This is a genomic window from Vibrio sp. Isolate32 (genome assembly GCF_022397955.1).
Classification (GTDB): domain Bacteria; phylum Pseudomonadota; class Gammaproteobacteria; order Enterobacterales; family Vibrionaceae; genus Vibrio.
Genome location: NZ_JAKEUQ010000006.1, coordinates 57,195 through 76,224 on the forward strand (window position 1 = coordinate 57,195; position 19,030 = coordinate 76,224).

The 19,030-nt window shown below is 45.1% G+C and carries 17 protein-coding genes; 6 read left to right on the forward strand and 11 right to left on the reverse strand.

What is annotated here, in order from left to right; all coding sequences use genetic code 11:
- The first annotated feature begins 37 nt into the window (after positions 1–37).
- Both hflD and purB read left to right on the forward strand, forming a co-directional pair.
- Positions 38–655, forward strand: coding sequence for a high frequency lysogenization protein HflD (gene hflD, locus L1D11_RS06395; protein ID WP_239833985.1), 618 nt, complete (start codon positions 38–40; stop codon positions 653–655).
- 143 nt (positions 656–798) lie between these two features.
- A complete protein-coding gene (purB, locus tag L1D11_RS06400) occupies positions 799–2,169 on the forward strand; it encodes an adenylosuccinate lyase (protein ID WP_239833984.1) in 1,371 nt (456 codons plus the stop codon).
- Positions 2,170–2,417: 248 nt separating this feature from the next.
- On the opposite strand, the gene htpX is transcribed toward purB, so the two are convergent.
- Positions 2,418–3,281 carry a protease HtpX gene (htpX, locus tag L1D11_RS06405; protein ID WP_032498836.1) on the reverse strand — a complete coding sequence of 288 codons (864 nt, stop codon included), beginning with the start codon at positions 3,279–3,281 and terminating at the stop codon, positions 2,418–2,420.
- A 277-nt stretch (positions 3,282–3,558) separates the two neighbouring features.
- Here htpX and L1D11_RS06410 point away from each other — a divergent pair, with 277 nt between their 5' ends.
- Positions 3,559–3,726: a hypothetical protein gene (locus L1D11_RS06410; protein WP_239833983.1), complete on the forward strand. Its 168-nt coding sequence runs from the start codon at positions 3,559–3,561 to the stop codon at positions 3,724–3,726.
- A gap of 80 nt (positions 3,727–3,806) precedes the next feature.
- Here the strand turns inward: L1D11_RS06410 and L1D11_RS06415 are convergent, their stop codons facing one another.
- Positions 3,807–4,697, reverse strand: coding sequence for a LysR family transcriptional regulator (locus L1D11_RS06415; protein WP_239833982.1), 891 nt, complete (start codon positions 4,695–4,697; stop codon positions 3,807–3,809).
- Positions 4,698–4,794: 97 nt separating this feature from the next.
- Between L1D11_RS06415 and L1D11_RS06420 the strand changes: the two genes are divergently transcribed.
- Positions 4,795–6,183: an MATE family efflux transporter gene (locus tag L1D11_RS06420; RefSeq protein WP_239833981.1), complete on the forward strand. Its 1,389-nt coding sequence runs from the start codon at positions 4,795–4,797 to the stop codon at positions 6,181–6,183.
- 36 nt (positions 6,184–6,219) lie between these two features.
- Positions 6,220–6,441, forward strand: a complete 222-nt coding sequence (locus L1D11_RS06425; RefSeq protein WP_239833980.1) for a hypothetical protein — start codon at positions 6,220–6,222, stop codon at positions 6,439–6,441.
- A gap of 76 nt (positions 6,442–6,517) precedes the next feature.
- Here L1D11_RS06425 and bioD read toward each other — a convergent pair whose 3' ends face one another.
- Genes bioD through bioB form a run of 4 tightly spaced genes read right to left on the reverse strand, consistent with a single transcriptional unit; the run spans position 6,518 to position 10,216 of the window.
- A complete protein-coding gene (bioD, locus tag L1D11_RS06430) occupies positions 6,518–7,201 on the reverse strand; it encodes a dethiobiotin synthase (protein ID WP_239833979.1) in 684 nt (227 codons plus the stop codon).
- Positions 7,198–8,001 (reverse strand): malonyl-ACP O-methyltransferase BioC, encoded by an 804-nt coding sequence (bioC, locus tag L1D11_RS06435; protein WP_239833978.1) that lies wholly within the window; start codon positions 7,999–8,001, stop codon positions 7,198–7,200. The genes bioD and bioC overlap by 4 nt, the downstream gene beginning before the upstream one ends.
- Positions 8,002–8,004: 3 nt before the next feature.
- Positions 8,005–9,177: an 8-amino-7-oxononanoate synthase gene (bioF, locus tag L1D11_RS06440; protein ID WP_239833977.1), complete on the reverse strand. Its 1,173-nt coding sequence runs from the start codon at positions 9,175–9,177 to the stop codon at positions 8,005–8,007.
- A complete protein-coding gene (gene bioB, locus L1D11_RS06445) occupies positions 9,164–10,216 on the reverse strand; it encodes a biotin synthase BioB (protein ID WP_239833976.1) in 1,053 nt (350 codons plus the stop codon). Before bioB ends, bioF begins: the two co-directional genes overlap by 14 nt.
- 159 nt (positions 10,217–10,375) lie before the next feature.
- Here bioB and bioA point away from each other — a divergent pair, with 159 nt between their 5' ends.
- Positions 10,376–11,653, forward strand: coding sequence for an adenosylmethionine--8-amino-7-oxononanoate transaminase (gene bioA, locus L1D11_RS06450; RefSeq protein ID WP_239833975.1), 1,278 nt, complete (start codon positions 10,376–10,378; stop codon positions 11,651–11,653).
- A gap of 136 nt (positions 11,654–11,789) precedes the next feature.
- On the opposite strand, the gene L1D11_RS06455 is transcribed toward bioA, so the two are convergent.
- From L1D11_RS06455 to L1D11_RS06475, 5 genes are all read right to left on the reverse strand, one after another.
- On the reverse strand, positions 11,790–12,056 hold the full coding sequence (locus tag L1D11_RS06455; protein ID WP_239833974.1) for a DksA/TraR family C4-type zinc finger protein: 267 nt from the start codon (positions 12,054–12,056) through the stop codon (positions 11,790–11,792).
- Between the two features lie 235 nt (positions 12,057–12,291).
- Complete coding sequence (gene serS / locus L1D11_RS06460) at positions 12,292–13,599, reverse strand: serine--tRNA ligase (RefSeq protein WP_137409009.1); 1,308 nt, start codon at positions 13,597–13,599, stop codon at positions 12,292–12,294.
- A 143-nt stretch (positions 13,600–13,742) separates the two neighbouring features.
- Positions 13,743–15,092 (reverse strand): replication-associated recombination protein A, encoded by a 1,350-nt coding sequence (locus tag L1D11_RS06465; protein ID WP_239831510.1) that lies wholly within the window; start codon positions 15,090–15,092, stop codon positions 13,743–13,745.
- Positions 15,093–15,162: 70 nt separating this feature from the next.
- A complete protein-coding gene (gene lolA, locus L1D11_RS06470; RefSeq protein WP_004741992.1) occupies positions 15,163–15,759 on the reverse strand; it encodes an outer membrane lipoprotein chaperone LolA in 597 nt (198 codons plus the stop codon).
- Positions 15,760–15,834: 75 nt separating this feature from the next.
- Positions 15,835–18,996: a DNA translocase FtsK 4TM domain-containing protein gene (locus tag L1D11_RS06475; protein ID WP_239831511.1), complete on the reverse strand. Its 3,162-nt coding sequence runs from the start codon at positions 18,994–18,996 to the stop codon at positions 15,835–15,837.
- Between the last annotated feature and the right edge of the window lie 34 nt (positions 18,997–19,030).

The following is a 19,030-nucleotide window of genomic DNA, read 5'->3' on the forward strand; positions in this document are numbered from 1 at the left end:
GAACGACAAACGATAGAAGACAACTAGGAGTTACTACGTGGCTAATACACTTTATGACCGTACTATTGCTTTCGCTGGAATTTGCCAAGCTGTGGCTTTGGTTCAACAAGTAGCGAAAGACGGCCATTGTGATAAAGATGCCTTCGAAGCTTCACTCAGTGCTATTTTGAACACTAGCCCGGCAAACACTGTTGGTGTTTTTGGACGTGAAGCCAACCTAAAATTAGGTCTTGAGTGCCTAGTAAAAGGTATCGATAGTACTCCTGCAGGTAGCGATATCACTCGTTACATCATCAGCTTAATGGCGCTTGAACGTAAGCTCTCATCTCGCAACGACTCTATGTCTCAGCTTGGTGACCGCATTCAAACTGCAGAGCGCCAAAGTGAACACTTCGACTTGTTTGACGAGCAGATGATCAGCAACCTAGCGAGCATCTACCTTGATGTTGTGAGCCCTATCGGCCCTCGTATTCAGGTTTCTGGTACACCAGCGGTACTTCAACAAACCTCGACCCAACATAAGGTTCGTGCCCTACTACTCTCAGGGATTCGAAGTGCTGTTCTATGGCGTCAGGTGGGCGGCAAACGTCGTCACCTTATCTTCGGTCGCAAGAAGATGATCGAGCAGGCTCAAATACTATTAGCTCGAATGTAACTTATTAGCTCGCGCCTCGTCGCGAGCTTGTTTTTTGTATCAACACAACTCTCACGCAAACGTTTGCGCAATGTGCGTGACAATTGAGATTGTTACTGGTATAAACCTCTCAAAATATAGAAAACTCAATTCAGGAGAACACCATGGAACTGTCAGCATTGACTGCTGTTTCACCAGTAGACGGCCGTTACGGAAGTAAGACTATTGCATTACGCAGCATCTTTAGTGAGTTTGGTCTACTAAAGTACCGCTCTATCGTTGAAATTCGTTGGTTACAAAAGCTTGCAGCTACTGATGCAATCAAAGAAGTTCCAGCGTTCAGTGCAGAAGCTAACCAGTTTCTTGATGAACTAGCCGCTAACTTCAGCGAAGAAGATGCTCTACGTATCAAAGAGATCGAGCGCACAACAAACCACGACGTAAAAGCGGTTGAATACTTCTTAAAAGAGAAAGTAGCTGGCGTTCCTGAGCTTCACGCTGTAAACGAATTCATTCACTTTGCATGTACTTCTGAAGACATCAACAACACATCTCACGCGCTTATGCTTAAAGAAGCTCGTGATGAAGTTGTTCTTCCAGAAATCCGCAACGTAATCGACGCAATCAAAGCACTTGCGAACGAATACCGCGACATCCCTCTTCTATCTCGTACACACGGTCAGCCGGCTTCTCCTTCTACTATGGGTAAAGAGATGGCTAACGTTGCGTACCGTATGGAACGTCAATACAAGCAAATCGAAAACGTTGAAATCCTAGCGAAAATCAACGGTGCTGTTGGTAACTACAACGCACACCTTTCTGCATACCCAGAAGTAGATTGGCACCAGTTCTCTGAAGAGTTCATCACTGAATCTCTTGGTGTAACTTGGAACCCGTACACAACTCAAATCGAACCTCACGATTACATCGCTGAGCTATTCGATGCGATTGCTCGTTTCAACACTATCCTTCTAGACTTCGACCGTGACGTTTGGGGCTACATTGCTCTTGGTCACTTCAAGCAGAAGACGATTGCTGGTGAAATCGGCTCTTCTACAATGCCGCATAAAGTTAACCCAATTGACTTCGAAAACTCAGAAGGCAACCTTGGTCTAGCTAACGCTGTATTCGGCCACCTAGCGCAAAAACTTCCAGTTTCTCGCTGGCAACGTGACCTAACTGACTCTACGGTTCTTCGTAACCTAGGTGTTGGTGTTGGCTACGCTATCATTGCATACACTTCAACTCTAAAAGGTATTAGCAAGCTAGAAGTTAACCGCGAAGCACTACTTGCTGAACTAAACAAGAACTGGGAAGTTCTAGCTGAACCAGTACAAACAGTAATGCGTCGTTACGGCATCGAGAAGCCATACGAGAAGCTTAAAGAGCTAACTCGTGGTAAGCGTGTAGATGGCGAAGGCATGCGTGCATTCATCGACGGCCTAGAGATCCCTGAAGACGAGAAAGTTCGCCTGAAAGAGATGACTCCAGCAAACTACATAGGTCAAGCTGTCGAGCTAACTGACAAACTGTAATTCGAGCTTCGAATTAGATGATACGAGAAGGCTTCCTATGTGGAAGCCTTTTTATTGCGTGCGATAACGTGCGCGAGAAACACAAGAGTTACCATACAAGCATTCAGACTCATCTTCTCAACTCACCTTGATAGAGCTAAGCTCTCAAAATAACGAAAACCACATCCAATTAATATCCAGTCTTAACAACTGAGATCAAAAAAGGCCTCCCGAAGGAAGCCTTTAATATTCTCGAATGGTGTTAGAGATTACATGTTACGTAGAGACGCAATACGCTTATCTAGCGGTGGGTGACTCATTAGAAGCTCTGTTAGAGAACGCTTACCGTTGATACCAAATGCCATCATAGAACCTTCTAGTTGTGGCTCGTGGCTTACCTTCAGACGCTCTAGAGCAGCAATCATCTTCTCTTTACCCACCAAGTGAGCAGCACCTGCATCGGCGTGGAACTCACGATGGCGGCTGTACCACATGGTGATGAAGCTCGCTAGGAAACCAAATACCAACTCCAGCACCATAGACACACCGAAGTACACCATCATGTTGCTGCCACCCTCTTCCTCGTTGTCATTCGATGCCACAATGTTGGCAATGAAACGAGATAGGAAGATAACGAACGTGTTTACAACACCTTGCATCAGCGTCATTGTCACCATGTCGCCGTTCGCAATATGACTAACTTCGTGAGCCAGTACCGCTTCAGCTTCATCACGCGTCATGTTATGTAGCAAACCAGTTGATACCGCGACCAATGAATCGTCACGCTTAGCGCCTGTTGCAAATGCGTTGATGTCTGGCGAGTCGTAGATCGCCACTGTCGGCATACCAATGCCAACCTGTTGAGATTGACGGCTTACCGTCTCCATCAACCAATGTTCTGTTTCGTTACGCGGGCTCTCAATAACCATACCGCCAACAGAACGAAGTGCCATTTTCTTTGACATCATTAGTGAGATGAATGAGCCGCCGAAACCGAATACCGCAGCCATTACCAGTAAACCTGAGAGGCTACCTGGTTGCATACCTGTGACTGCGTATACAATATTAAGAACAACACTTAGAACCAATACAACCGCAAGGTTGGTGGCAAGGAACAACATTACTCGCTTCATTACTTATCTCCGCATGAAAGCTGTTTTTATCAAACTTATTGTTATAGACAAGGCAGGCAGCAATTGATTCTAACCTTGACGACTTATACTTACTTATACATATAGTCTTAGATTAAGAAAACAAGGTTAAGCATTAAATTGAAACATTTGATTACGGGAGTAGCGCAATTCGCACTCGTCCATTAGACCTAAGTCGTATGGTCTACCTCTGGCGATCCGTTTAAAGTGTCAATCAATTAATTGTATTGGCTAGTTCATGTAACAAAAGGAAAGGATCATGGTTGAAGGTACTAACACTCAAATGGCTATCGATTTACTGTGCTGTCACCTAGGGATTACTGAAGAAGAAGCGAAAAAACAGATCGGTATTCTTACGCCAGAAGCAGCTCCAAAAAACATCACAGAGACACAGCAAGCACTAATGGGGCTGACAAAAGATCACTAATCCCAGGCTTAACTCTACACAGGCTTAACATAGCAAAAGGGCTGCAATCGCAGCCCTTTTCTATTTAACTCACTACAACATTAATTAAAATATTGCTTAGCCAACAAGTCACACTCATTTCGAAGAGCTTTAATAAATGGGTCACTTTCTAACTCAATAGTGTGAAACAGGCTAAATGGGACTTTCAAATCATTGCTTAGCAAACTCGTCTCTTTCTTTTCTATGTTACCCACCTTAACAGCTCCTTCAGCAGTTCGGTTAGGCAATAGTGCCCACCCTTGGTATTGAAGCAGCTGTATGATTAAATCGCTACTACTGACAATACGCGTGCTATAGGAAAACGCTTTTATAGCGCCCTCTGCTTTCAATGCGTTTTCACTCAGATATTGGACTTCCAACTGAGCATCTTCAAGATCAAAAATAGGTTTATTCGCCAACGAAGTATCGCTCCCAACGTATACACCATAATCAATATACCCAAGGTGTTGGAAGTGAGCAGGAAAACCTAAGGAAATAGCGCCTCTAGTCGGGAAAAAAGCAAAATCGAGTTCGCCACATTTCAGCTCATCAAGGCCAACCTCACGGTTTCTCGCCAACCAGTTAATACTCACTAATGGAAAGCATTTAGTCGCCCATACCTCGACACTCTTCAAAAAATCAAATGGAAAATCGACATCATAGCCAATATTAAAATGTGTTCTCGACGCAGAGAATAAGAACTGACTCACTTCGGCCAGTTTACTCTCCTGCCGAATCACCAGAATCGCATGTGGATACAGTTTTTCCGCCGCAAATGTTGCTACTGCCTTTCTTCCTACGATATTAAACAAAGCGTAACCTAAAGCATCTTCGTAAGACTTCACCAACTCCCTAACCGTTGTACGATCTTTATTTAAAGACCGCCCGGCTCCGCTAAAGGACTGGTTCTCGTAAACAGCAATGAAAGCTCGCAATTGTTCCAACGTATGCATAAAACACCTTTTGAACGCTTAACCCCATCATAAGTGATTTTTAAGAGTGTTAAATTCCTAGCATAATTACTAGCAGTATTTCTTACTTGTTAGTGCTATGACTCTCAAAACTCGAACAATAACTTCAAGTCCACAGGTGCAATTTAATGCACCACTCTTAAGGCAGCTTTTTGCTCTTGCAGTCCCAATAACGCTACAAAGCATCTTTTTTTCTAGCAAGGGAGTCATTGACCTGATCATGATTGGTCAATTGAGCGAGAACGATATAGCAGCAGCAGGCGTCTCTAGCCGTGCCTTATTTGTTGCTACCATCATTCTCTCCGGTGTGACAACGGCTGGAGCTATCTTAATTGCTCAGTACTTTGGGAAAAAGGACAACCAAGGAACCAAAAGAAGTACTGCATTGACTTGGTTACTATCAAGCCTGCTTGCACTAGTACCTTTCGGCGTTCTAGCACTGACAAATTCACAAGTTATGGGGCTCTCTTCCAATAACGTCGAAGTGCAAGATCTGGGCTCTCAATATCTATTTATAACCAGCTTTAGTTTATTTTGCGTGGCATTTACTGGCAGTATCGCAGCCTATCTACGCTCAGTACACCAAGCTTCGATCAGTTTATATCTAAGCAGTATTGGTATCATTCTCAATATCTTACTCAACTGGATATTGATATTTGGACACTTCGGCGCACCTCAGATGGGATTAAAGGGGGCTGCAGTTGCCACATTAATCAGTAGCTTGATCGAAGTGGCAATAACGATTATTTACCTGAAACTGAATAAAAATGTGGTTTTGTTTAATCTGTCAGATATAAGACAAGCACTGCGGCTTTCTCATATCAAACAGCTTACTCGTTTGGCTCTCCCTACCACTATCAACTTTGCATTATGGGCCGGGGGATTATTCGCTTACACCTCCATCATGGGGCGATCTAGCGATGAAGGGCTTATAGTCTTGTCGATCATTACTCCGATTGAAGCCTTCTCTCTTAGCTTTTTGATCGGTATTGCAAATGCTTCCGCAGTTATTGTTGGTAACCACATCGGTGCCAAAGACTTTGATTCGGCATACCGTCACGCCATTCTGATCACTGTGATCGCATTCACGGTTACTCTGTGTGTGTCATTATCACTGTATGCACTAAAAGACACGATTCTCGGTCTCTTCACTTCCTTGGAAGCAACAACTATAGAGCTAGCAAATAAATTCTATGGGATTTTGTGCATAGGAATTATTTTGCGCTCACTCCCAACAACCATGGTCGTTGGCGTGCTGCGAGCTGGAGGTGATGTAAAATTTTGCTTATACCAAGACCTAATCACTCAATGGTGCTTTGGCATCCCTTTAGCCGCGATAGGTGCTTTACTGATGGGTTTAAGCCCGGAGTGGGTCTTCGCGCTTTTCTTTTTGGAAACTCTGTTTAAGTGGTTCGCTTGTATCTATCGATTTCGAAGTAAGCGTTGGTTTAACTACTTAGCTCAATAGACACGATTTACCTATACAAAAATTAAGAGATTAAAAATGAATATAATTACTTTGTATGAAGCCTACGGTGTCACCATCGCTACCCTGATTTTCATCGCCATATATCTATTTATCCATATTAAATACATTCGGCACCATGCTGCGCACAAACGATTCCTTGAAGCTTTGTGGGCATTAATGAAAAATACCATTCACGGCGAGCACATCCGTACCATGGGTTATAAGCCGGAAGATAATAAAGAAGATAGAAAGCTGTAATGCGGGATAGTGATGCCAAAATAAAAAAACCGAGTGCAAAGTTACACTCGGTTTTTACGTAATCAAGATACTAAAACTATAGATTCAGAAGAGGCTGAACATCGATGTACTTACCAATGTTCTTAGACTTGGCTTTGGGTACGTAAGGGATTTCACCTAGCTTTGGCGCACCTAGCTTATCTTCAAGCATCGCAATAATATCTGCATAGTGCTCAGTACCCGGATTGATACGGTTTGCGACCCAACCTACTAGGTTTAGGCCATCAGCACGAATCGCTTCTGCCGTTAATAGAGCGTGGCTCAAACAACCAAGCTTAATACCAACCGTAAGTACCACTGGCAACTGCTCTTTCTTGACCCAGCTAGACAGATATTCATCATCGGAAACCGGTACACGCCAACCACCAGCGCCTTCAACTAACACGATGTCAGAGTTTTGCTTATGCACTTCCAACTTAGCAGATAATACCGCTTCATCAATCACAACACCGTCATGCTTTGCAGCAATATGAGGTGATGATGGTAGCAACAACGCGTATGGATTAACGTCTTCGTAAGCGATATCTTGCGTCGCAGCTTCTTGAAGATGCAGTGCATCACTATTACGTAAACCTTCAGGGGATTGTTCACTCCCTGCTGCAACTGGCTTATAACCAATTGTTGATAGATCTTGTGCGGCCAAAGCTTGAAGAATCGCTTTTGAAACCACAGTTTTTCCCACTTCGGTATCCGTACCTGCAATGAATAATGCATCAATCATAATTGAATAACCCCTAAACAAACTTGATATGTTGCTGGCAAGAAACCTTGATGGTTTTTAAACTCTCGATATTCCCGTTCAACAAGCTGCAACATTCGACGGCTTGTTAAACCTTGTGAGCGACCACTTACGTGATTAGCGCCGATACCTTTGAGGTCGCGCATCAGTTCAAACGCAGTGTCGTACCAAACGGTGATGGTGGGCAAGTCTAGTTGATGAGCCGTACAGCTAGATTGCGCTAACGCAATTTTTACCTGATTGGTTGTAATAAAATGGTTAACGTGTTGATGTGCGTCAATTTTAGACCATGACTTTTTCAGCTCAAACAGTGACCCATCAAGCAAGGTTGAGAATAATACTTGTCCATCAGCCGCCGTAACACGCTTCATCTCCTTCAACGGCGACGATAAATCGTTACACCATTGCAACGCTAAGCTAGAGAGAACAATGTCAAAGCTTCCATTTGCAAACGGCAATTGTTCGGCATCAGCTTGTTGATATAAAGAGACATCAGAACCACAACGCTGCTTTGCCTTCTCTAGCATTCCAAGAGAGAGATCGGCGCAAACCACTTCAGCACCGCGATTCAACAACTGTTCTGAGAAATAGCCCGTTCCACAACCGAGATCGAGCACCTTAAGACCAGAAAGATCGTTTGGTAGCTTATCCAGCAAGCGATGACCCACATCACGCTGAAACTCAGCGTGTTTATCATAGGTAGTTGCCGCTTTACCAAACGCTTCGGCAATCGCACTTTTATCTTGGCCTAGGTATTCATGCACTACTGCTTCCTGTGACATTAACTAAACCTCTCCTTTTAGTGCAAAGCTTGATTCGATAGCTTGAAGCAACGAACGGCTTAATTGGTTAACCTGCTTTTTAGTGTGATTGGTGGTTAATGTGATTCTCAAACGAGCCGTCCCAGCAGGAACGGTCGGCGGTCTTATCGCCGTCACCCATATCTGATTGCGCTTTAACTCTTCTGCTATCGATAATCCCGCCTGCGTTTCTCCTATCACAAATGGCTTAATAGGAGTCTTGGTAAAAACAAAACCTTGTACACCTTCCATCTGCTCCGCATAGATACCACCTAGCTCAATCAGTTTTTCTCTTCGCCACTCTTGGGTTTGAATCATCTGACACGCATGGGACAAAGCGACAGCCTGTGAGGGTGGCATTGCCGTCGAATAGACATGATGACGTGCAAACTGGGTTAAGTAATCCCCCACATCTGCCGAACATAGAATTGCAGCTCCGGAAAGACCAAATGCTTTACCAAAGGTCACCACCAAAATATCAGGTGAGACTCGCGCAGCATTGCAGCTCCCAGCCCCTCTGTTACCTAATACACCGATGCCATGAGCGTCATCAACCGCCAACCAACTGTCGTATTCATTGGTAAGACTAACGATATCTTCGAGGGGCGCTTGATCACCATCCATGCTGAACACGCCTTCCGTCACGACTAACGATTGTGGAGAACGGTTTAGTAACGACTCAAGATGCTGCACATTGTTGTGCTTAAAGCGTTTCATTGTGGCAGGAGAAAGCACACCCGCTTCCATCAGAGAGGCGTGATTGAGCTTGTCTTGTAGCAAAACGTCGTCTTTCTCGAGCAGAGAAAACAACAAGGCTTGATTGGCGCTGAATCCAGAACTGAAAAGAATGGCACGCCCGAAGCCAAGCCACTCACACAGCTGAGCTTCTAGGTTTCGATGAGCTGAGCTAAACCCGGTGACTAATGGCGACGCTGCACTGCCAGCACCATACTGAGACAACCCGTTTTGCCATGCTTCGACCAACTCAGGATCGTTAGCCAGTCCCAAATAGTCATTGCTCGAAAAGTTTATGAAGTGTGAACCTTCACTACTAAGCAATGGACCATTACTGTTTTCAAGCACCTTGAGTTGACGGGTTAACCCTTGCTCACGGCGATGAACAAGGGCTTCTTTAATGCGAGATCTAAACCGTGGCATCGTAGAACATGTCATCTTTCGTAGGGCGAGCTGCGACGCGCTCCACCACTTGATCTAACAGTTCGTTTTCTTGAATTTCATCAGGCTTCTGAGCCACTTGTTGGCTGTTGATCCCTAACTTCTTAAATAACTGCATGTCCGTATCTTCATCTGGATTTGGCGTAGTCAGTAGCTTACAGCCGTAGAAAATAGAGTTCGCGCCAGCCATGAAACACATCGCCTGCATCTGTTCATTCATGTTTTCACGACCTGCAGATAAGCGAACCGCAGACATTGGCATCATGATTCGAGCAATCGCAATCAACTTAATGAAGTCAAAAGATTCAACATCATCGACGTTTTCCATCGGTGTGCCTTTCACTTTAACAAGCATGTTGATTGGCACACTTTCAGGATGTACTGGAAGGTTCGCCAATTCCACTAGCAGGCCTGCACGGTCATTGGTGCTTTCACCCATACCAATGATACCGCCCGAACAGATCTTCATACCTGCGTCACGCACGTGAGATAGCGTATCTAAACGATCTTGGTAAGTACGAGTAGTAATGATGCTGCCGTAGAACTCAGGAGACGTATCCAGGTTGTGGTTGTAGTAGTCCAAACCTGCGTCTGCTAACTCACCTGCTTGATCCGGCGTTAACATGCCCAGTGTCATACAGGTTTCTAAACCCATGCCTTTCACACCTTTGATCATGTCAGTTAGGTGAGGCATATCGCGTTCTTTCGGGTTTTTCCATGCCGCGCCCATACAGAAGCGAGTTGAGCCCGCATTCTTAGCTTTTTGCGCCGCATCCAAAACACGCTCAACTTCCATTAAGCGTTCTTTGTCGACATCCGTTCGGTAGTGAGCACTTTGAGGGCAGTACTTACAATCTTCAGGGCAAGCACCTGTCTTTATCGATAAAAGCGTACTCACCTGCACGTGGTTGTGCTCTTGGTACTGTCTGTGAACCAGTTGTGCTTCAAACATTAAATCCATAAATGGTTTTTCAAGCAGTGCCTTTACTTCAGCGACTGTCCAGTCATGACGAACTTCCACGTGTCGATCCTTTTTTATTATTTGATGTCGCATCTCCATCAATGAAGATTGCATTTATGCTTGGCTAGTCTACCGACAAGCTTTAGACTGTCAACACTTTGATAATAACAAAAGTTTACATTTGGTTATTTTTTAATCACAACAGGAACGGAAATCGTTATGGATCTCGCCTTTGATCGCCAGCATATCTGGCATCCCTATACATCAACGTTAACACCTCTGACCTGCTATCCTGTTACCAATGCAGACGGCGTTTACCTAGAACTAGAAGGCGGAAATCGAATTATTGATGGTATGTCTTCTTGGTGGTCAACGATCCACGGATACAATCATCCGGTCTTAAATGAAGCCGCGCATAACCAAATCGATAAGGTTTCACACGTAATGTTTGGTGGCATCACCCACCAGCCCGCTATCGATTTATGTAAGAAGCTTCTTAAGCTAGCTCCAGACAATCTAGAGCACGTATTTTTGGCTGATTCGGGCTCAGTTGCGGTAGAAGTGAGCCTAAAAATGGCACTTCAGTTTTGGCATGCAAAAGGACAGCCTCGCTCTAAATTCTTAACATTGAGAGATGGTTATCATGGTGACACGTTCGCTGCGATGTCAGTGACAGATCCCGATAACTCAATGCACAGTCTCTATAAGGGCTTTTTACCTGAGCATATTTTCGCTGACTCACCAAAGACCGGCTTTTGGGATGAGTGGAACCCAAGTGACATTGATAGTTTTCGTGAAAAGCTATCCGCACACCATGAAGAAGTCGCCGCCGTAATCTTAGAGCCGATTGTTCAAGGCGCTGGCGGTATGCGTATTTACCACCCTGAGTTCTTAAAACAAGTTCGCTTGCTTTGTGACGAGTTTAACGTGCTGTTAATTTTGGATGAGATTGCGACTGGCTTTGGCCGCACAGGTAAACTGTTTGCCTGCGAGCATGCAGATATTCAACCGGATATTTTGTGTGTCGGCAAAGCGCTGACTGGTGGTTACATGACTCTCTCAGCAACACTAGCAAGCAAAGAAGTCGCGGACACCGTATGTGGAGGTGAAGCAGGTTGCTTCATGCACGGCCCAACTTTTATGGGTAACCCATTAGCTTGTGCCGTTGGGGCCGTGAGTTTATCCCTAATAGAGCAAGGCCACTGGCAAAATCAAACTCTACAAATTGAACAGCTCTTCTCAGAGTTACTGCCACCGTTGCTCAAACATGAACTGGTTAAAGACGTTCGTTGGTTAGGCGCTATTGGCGTCGTAGAGACCCACTCGCCAGTCGAAATGGAAACTATACAGGCTCACTTTGTCGAGCAAGGTGTTTGGATTCGCCCGTTCGGACGGTTAATTTATATGATGCCTCCGTTTATTAGCGAACCACAACATATCGAGAAATTGGTCGCTGCTATCGACACTGCATTACAAAATACTCATTGCTTTAAATAGTCATTAAATAATGCATTTATTGTTCTAAACAAGAGCGATGGTTATTTCCGTATATCTTCAATAATAAACCATTTAATAGAACTAAAAGGCCTTACATAAAAGTAAGGCCTTATCTATTTTAAAGATAACCGTCAGTTTAACGTAATTGACTATCTTTACTTGCTCTACGGTTAAACAATGAATGTCGATGTGCGTCGTACTCTAATAATGACTGACATTCAATACACAAACGAACGCCATTTATCGCGAGTCGTCTTTTTTCTGGTATCTCGTCGCCACACTCATCACAATAACGCAAACTCTCACCACCTCGAAGGTTTCCTCTTACACGAGAGATCTCATCATCGATGGTGTTTTGTATTTGCAGGCTGACACTGTCATCTCCAGCCCATCCTACGGCCATAAGCCCTCCTCTATACATAAACGAGAAAATCTTTACCTACCGCGGTAAGAGGACATTATAGCCGGATATCAATCAAGTAATAATAACCACAAATAACAAAATACTATTACACTTTGGTAATAGTGATTAAATAAAAGTTGTTAAGGAATGCATCAACCAATTATTAAGGTAATAAAAAACCCAGCCAATAGGCTGGGTTTTCAATATTTTATGAGCTCATTAAATCGTAAAACGATTAGCCGATGTGCGTTACGCCGCCCATGTATGGCTGAAGTACTGCTGGGATAGCAATACGGCCATCTGCTTCTTGGTTGTTCTCAAGAATCGCAACCATAGTACGACCAACAGCAAGACCAGAACCGTTTAGTGTGTGCACAAGTTCAGGTTTCTTCTCGCCTTTACGACGGAAACGAGCTTGCATACGACGAGCTTGGAAATCCCACATGTTTGAACAAGAAGAGATTTCACGGTAAGTCTCTTGTGCTGGAACCCATACTTCTAAGTCGTAAGTTTTCGCAGCGCCGAAGCCCATGTCACCAGTACATAGAACCACTTTACGGTAAGGAAGCTCGAGAAGTTGAAGTACTTTCTCAGCGTGACCTGTTAGCTCTTCAAGAGCAGCCATAGAGTCTTCTGGCTTAGTAATTTGTACTAGTTCAACTTTGTCGAATTGGTGCATACGGATAAGACCACGAGTGTCACGACCGTAAGAACCTGCTTCAGAACGGAAACATGGTGTGTGAGCTGTCATCTTAAGTGGCAGTTCAGCTTCGTCTGTAATGGTATCGCGAACCATGTTCGTTACCGGTACTTCCGCAGTAGGGATAAGTGATAGCGTCTTAAGAGGAACATCACTTACTTGCTCAGTTAGCGGGCTTGTGTGGAACAAGTCTTCGCCAAACTTAGGAAGTTGACCCGTGCCATATAGGCTATCGTGGTTCACTAGGTACGGTACGTACATTTCTGTGTAGCCGTGCTCATCAGTGTGAAGGTCTAACATGAACTGAGCAATCGCACGGTGTAGACGTGCAAATTTACCTTTCATCACGATGAAACGAGAACCTGAGATTTTTACGGCGCTAGCAAAATCAAGACCGCCAGACATTTCGCCAAGATCAACGTGATCTTTCACTTCGAAGTCGTAAGTCTTAGGTTGACCCCAACGAGAAACTTCAACGTTATCATCTTCGTCTTTACCTTCTGGCACAGACTCGTCTGGCAGGTTTGGAATAGACATAGTGATCGTTTCTAGATCAGATTGAAGCTCAGCCAATGCTGCCTTAGCTTGATCTAGTTCTGCGCCTAAGTTGCCTACTTCAGCAAGGATACGCTCAGCTTCTTCATGGTCGCCTTTTGCTTTCGCTTGACCAATGGACTTCGATCGAGAGTTACGTAACGCTTGTAGCTCTTCAGTTTTCATCTGAAGGGACTTACGCTTTTCTTCAAGTTCACGAATTGTCTCTACATCAAGGTCAAAGCCTCGACGTGCTAATTTTGCCGCTGTTTCATCCAGCTCAGCTCGAAGTAATTTAGAATCCAGCATTGCTAATCCTATGCTTTAGTTATTTGAATATTCAGTAGCTTGGCTACCGAATCACCACTAAACCCCTAAAACTGGTGCTATTTCAACCAATTTGTAACGATTTAATCTGAATTTTATGACTAGGTAAAGATATCCAAAAAAGACTACTTTTCATAGCGTTTTTGTGGGCTTTTTGCGTCCAAATCCGCCAGATAATCTAGCTTCTCGCCAATTTTGGTCTCTAAGCCTCGTTTTGTTGGGAAATAATATTGTTTCTCGCCCATTTCAGGAGGAAGATACTTTTCACCCGCCGCGTAGGCACCTGGTTCGTCGTGAGCATAACGGTATTCTTGCCCATAGCCCATGTCCTTCATCAAAGTTGTTGGTGCATTTCGCAAATGATGTGGCACTTCGTACTCAGGAAGATTATGAGCATCGGTTAACGCTTGCTTCCAAGCCGTATAAACCGCATTACTCTTTGGTGCACACGCTAAATAAACAACTGCCTGTGCAATCGCGCGTTCACCTTCCGCTGGGCCAATGCGTGTAAAGCAATCCCAAGCAGACATAGCAACCTGCATGGCACGAGGGTCAGCGTTACCAATATCTTCAGAAGCTATCGCCAATAAGCGCCTAACGATATAAAGTGGGTCACAGCCGGCTGCAATCATTCGAGCCGACCAGTACAAGGCCGCGTCAGGTTTTGAACCCCGTATCGACTTATGAACAGCGGATATTAGGTCGTACCAAATATCCCCCTTATTATCAAAGCGAGCCACTTTCTCACCTGCTACTTCAGCAAGTAACTGTAAGGTGAGCGACTTCTCGCCCTTGTCGTTGTCTTCGGCCATGTCGTACAGCAACTCAAGATAGTTGAGCGACATACGCGCATCACCGTTCACTAACTCAGCTAAGCGATCCAAAACATTGTCAGTAAAGTGAGCAGGAACGTCACCAAGGCCACGCTGCTTGTCTTCAATCGCTTGGCGTATTACCGTCGCAATATCATCGGTATTGAGAGAAGTCAGCTTGTACACTCGCGCACGAGATAACAGAGCGTTGTTTAACTCGAAGGAAGGGTTTTCGGTCGTCGCACCAATGAAGGTAACCGTACCGTCCTCAATATGAGGCAGAAAAGCATCTTGCTGACTTTTGTTAAAGCGGTGGACCTCATCCACAAACAAGATGGTTCTTCGCCCTGCTTGCTTGTTTTCACGCGCTTTTTCGATAGCGATGCGAATGTCTTTCACACCCGATGTCACGGCGGACACACGCTCCACTTCTGCATTAGCATAATTGGCGGCCACTTCTGCGAGCGTGGTTTTACCGGTACCAGGAGGCCCCCACAGAATCATCGAGTGGATATGACCCGCTTCCAGAGCTCTGCGAAGAGGTTTACCTGGACCTAATATGTGCTGCTGACCAATATACTGTTCTACAGTTTCTGGTCTCATACGAGCAGCAAGGGGACGAAAATCTTCGTCCCCTGCAAAATCTAAGCTGTAATTACTCAATTGCAATCTCTTGATTCGTTGATGGCATTAATGCCTATCGACGTACTACCAAACGATCGACTTGTTTCGATCAGTTTCTTTGGTCGTCGACCTCGACACCTTCCGGTGCCACAAAAGTAAAGCGGTCTGCTGCTGGTTTACCCAGGTTCACATTGCTGAAGGTAAACTCACCTTTTTGACCGTCTTGTTCAATCACATTAAAGCCCTGAACAATACCTTTTTCATTGATATTAATCTGGAAGTCACCCTGATTAGAGTCAACTGCCGTTGGTGTTAACGTAAATTGGTTACCCGATTGCGCGACATTGTAGTTATCCCAATCGCTTTCTTGGTTACGTGTCAGCAGTACAAAAGGCGTTTGCGATGTCGCTTGTTCTTGCCAGTAAATACTGACTTGCTCAATGAACGGGCTGTAATACCACAAACTCTGACCATCAGAGACCAATAGGTTTTCATCCGGGAAAGTGGTTTCCCAACGGAATAAGCTTGGACGTGCAATTTCAACCGTGCCTTCACCTTCCATTACAACATCACCATCAGGGCTTGTGACGACTTGTTTAAAGTCAGCGCTAAACCCTGCGTTCAATGCCAAGCGGCTACTCAACTCTTCTTTCGGAGAAGCAAACACTGAGAAGCTCATAAATAAAAGTGCGAATACTTTTTTCATTAATAGTCCTGTTAGAAGATAAGTCGGTCATATTCTCGATTTGACCGACTTAATGGGGATGAGTTCCTAGTGGAACTAATCTTTTGGTGGCGCTGGAGCCAAGACTTCTCGGTTACCGTTATGACCCGGAGCACTTACAATGCCTTGCGCCTCAAGCTGCTCCACAATTCGTGCCGCTCGGTTGTAACCGATCTTGAATCGACGTTGTACACCAGAAACTGAACCACGACGAGAATGAACAACGTGCTCGACTACTTGATCAAACAGAGGATCAACCTCTTCATCACCTTCCATCTTCTCACCTGGAAGCAAGGTTTCAGGCGTTTGCTCGCCATTGGTGATTTCATCAATGTAATTTGGCTTGCCGCGTGCTTTCCAGTTGTTTACCACTGCGTGTACATCATCATCTGACGCAAACGCACCATGAACACGGATTGTATGACTAGAACCTGGCGGTAAGTAAAGCATATCACCCATACCAAGCAGCGATTCTGCACCACCTTGGTCAAGAATGGTTCGAGAGTCAGTCTTAGTTGATACTGTAAAGGCAACACGCGTTGGAATGTTGGCTTTAATCAGACCGGTAATAACGTCAACCGATGGACGCTGAGTTGCAAGAATCAAGTGAACACCCGCCGCACGTGCTTTTTGTGCCAAACGCGCGATCAGTTCTTCAACCTTCTTACCGACCACCATGATTAGGTCGGCAAATTCATCGACGATAACCACAATGTAAGGCAGTTTCTCAAGCAATGGTGCTTCAGGGTCCATGCTGTCGCCCGGCTTCCACAGTGGATCGTGAATTGGGTGACCAGCTTCCGCAGCCATCTTGAGCTTATCGTTGTAACCTTTAATGTTACGAACGCCTAACGCTGACATCAGCTTATAACGGCGTTCCATCTCGCCAACACACCAACGAAGGGCGTTCGACGCATCTTTCATGTCGGTTACCACTTCAGACAACAGATGAGGGATGCCTTCATAAACCGATAGCTCAAGCATTTTCGGGTCGATCATGATGAAGCGAACATCTTCCGGTGATGCTTTGTAAAGCATACTCAGAATCATTACGTTCACACCTACCGACTTACCAGAACCGGTTGTACCAGCAACCAGAACGTGAGGCATTTTCGATAGATCAGCAATGACCGCTTCACCTGCGATGTCTTGCCCGAGAACCACTGTCGTCGGCGATTTCGCTTCTTGGAACTGAGGGCTAGCAACCACATCTGAGAAGAATACCGTTTGACGACTCATGTTCGGCAGCTCTAGGCCAACATAAGGTTTACCCGGAATCACCTCTACAACACGTACAGCCAATGCAGAGAGCGAACGAGCCAAGTCCATAGAAAGGCCCGAAATACGGCTCACTTTCACGCCTGGAGCCAGATCAAGTTCGAATCGAGTGATTACTGGACCAGGGAAAATATCAACCACATCGGCTTTGATCTTATAGTCCGCTAGCTTAGATTCAACAAGGCGAGCAATCGCTTCTAGTGCATCACGGTCAATAAAGGTTTCACGCTTTTCAGGGTGGAACAGCAATTCGAGCGTTGGTAATGGCTCAGCAGGTTTCGGTAAATTAACATCTTGTTGAACCAAGAACGGGTTCTGCGCCGCTGCCATATTCGCTTGTGCTTCAGAAACAATGCTTTGGAATGCGGCGACATCTTGATCTTGCTGCGAAGGTTCTTCTTCCGTTACTTCTTCCCAAGGAAGATCAACAGCTGGTTCTTGGCTTTGTGCTGTTGGCTGTTCAGGCTCTGAATGTTCTTCTTGATAAGAGAAAGATTCAAACTGCTCGTCGGTTAATGCTACGTCAGCTAACTCAGCTTCATTCTGTTCAGATTCAAGATCTGAGCCCTGTTCGTAGCTTTGCTCTTCCGCTGCATCAAACGGTGAAGATTGTGCAGAGAAATCGTTTTTCACTGCTGCTTCTGGCTCGCCCATAGGTGAAGCGTATAAAGATTCAGGTTGAACATCTTCAGCCCCGAATTCGCCATTTACTTGTGGTGAGCTCTCCATTTCTGCTTCAGCACTTTCAGGCTCAGCATTAGTAGGGCTAACTTCTGGTTGTTCGTTCTGCATGTATTGTTGGTACGCAACCTGAGACTCATGCGCGTCGACCTGATCTTGTTCCGCTAGATCATCTTCATACATAGCCGCATTTTCTAGCTGCTCTATCGTTGCATTCAACTGCTTCGATCGCTCAATACCTTGTTCTAATGGTTCTTCTGGCGCTTGGTAAACAGGCGCTGCTGGGATCGGTTGCTCTGGCTCAATTACAGCTTGAGGCTGAACCCGATGTTCCTCCTGAACAGAAACATCTTGCTTCGCAGGAGCATCGACTGGCATGTGAATATTGTAATGACGCTTCGGCGATGCAGCATTATCTGACGCATTTGTAGCCACGCCTGAAGAATCATTAGTCGCGGAAAAGCTCATCACCGGATCGAGTGGATCATGCTCTGTTGATTCTTTGTTGTCTTCTTGAGCAGGAGCATCACGGTAAGTTGACTCTTGATGACGCTCTTCGATTAAATCACGGTCTGCTGATTCTCTTAACTGAGGCTCAAGTAGCTCTTGATCTTGGCCACGAGCCTTATTAACAGCAGATGTGAAGAATTTGATGGCACATTCACCTAACCATTCCACAATTCTCAACCAAGAGATACCGGTTAAAAGCGTAAAGCCAGCACCCCAAAGGAAAAGAAGCACAAGCGTACTGCCCAGAATATTCAGCGTTGGCAGTGCAAGACTCGTTAACACGTCACCAACCACGCCACCTGACGAGAAGTACCAGATATCATCGAAGTTAATGTCTGCCAAACCACAGCTGGTCAGGATCAGCACCGTTAAGCCAAGTAAACGGGTGCCCCACAACATAAAGTCAATCTGTTCGTCTTCATTGCGCTTACGGAATAAGACCCATGCGGCAACGGTCACTAAGATAGGCAGTGGATAAGCCAGAGAGCCAAACACAAAGAAAAGCGTATCTGCTAACCATGCACCTAGATAACCACCTGCGTTTTGAATGTCACCACCCCACGCGGTTTGCGACCATGATGGATCGGCTGGGCTAAAGGTTAATAACGCAACGGCAAGTAGAATAGAGAAAAGAACACCCAGTATCAGGCTGCACTCTTTAAGGCGTTGAGAACCATTCAAACGAGAAGACTGGGGCTCTTCACTCGTTTTAATGATTGTTTCTACTTTATTACTGCTCTGCTTGAACATAAACCAACTTAATAATTAAACGGGATAAAAACAT

Coding starts and splice junctions, on each gene's coding strand:
- purB (WP_239833984.1), top strand. CDS start 799: ATGGAACTGTCAGCATTGACTGCTGTTTCACCAGTAGACGGCCGTTAC.
- htpX (WP_032498836.1), bottom strand. CDS start 3,281: ATGAAGCGAGTAATGTTGTTCCTTGCCACCAACCTTGCGGTTGTATTG.
- L1D11_RS06410 (WP_239833983.1), top strand. CDS start 3,559: ATGGTTGAAGGTACTAACACTCAAATGGCTATCGATTTACTGTGCTGT.
- L1D11_RS06415 (WP_239833982.1), bottom strand. CDS start 4,697: ATGCATACGTTGGAACAATTGCGAGCTTTCATTGCTGTTTACGAGAAC.
- L1D11_RS06420 (WP_239833981.1), top strand. CDS start 4,795: ATGACTCTCAAAACTCGAACAATAACTTCAAGTCCACAGGTGCAATTT.
- L1D11_RS06425 (WP_239833980.1), top strand. CDS start 6,220: ATGAATATAATTACTTTGTATGAAGCCTACGGTGTCACCATCGCTACC.
- bioD (WP_239833979.1), bottom strand. CDS start 7,201: ATGATTGATGCATTATTCATTGCAGGTACGGATACCGAAGTGGGAAAA.
- bioC (WP_239833978.1), bottom strand. CDS start 8,001: ATGTCACAGGAAGCAGTAGTGCATGAATACCTAGGCCAAGATAAAAGT.
- bioF (WP_239833977.1), bottom strand. CDS start 9,177: ATGCCACGGTTTAGATCTCGCATTAAAGAAGCCCTTGTTCATCGCCGT.
- bioA (WP_239833975.1), top strand. CDS start 10,376: ATGGATCTCGCCTTTGATCGCCAGCATATCTGGCATCCCTATACATCA.
- L1D11_RS06455 (WP_239833974.1), bottom strand. CDS start 12,056: ATGGCCGTAGGATGGGCTGGAGATGACAGTGTCAGCCTGCAAATACAA.
- serS (WP_137409009.1), bottom strand. CDS start 13,599: ATGCTGGATTCTAAATTACTTCGAGCTGAGCTGGATGAAACAGCGGCA.
- lolA (WP_004741992.1), bottom strand. CDS start 15,759: ATGAAAAAAGTATTCGCACTTTTATTTATGAGCTTCTCAGTGTTTGCT.
- L1D11_RS06475 (WP_239831511.1), bottom strand. CDS start 18,996: ATGTTCAAGCAGAGCAGTAATAAAGTAGAAACAATCATTAAAACGAGT.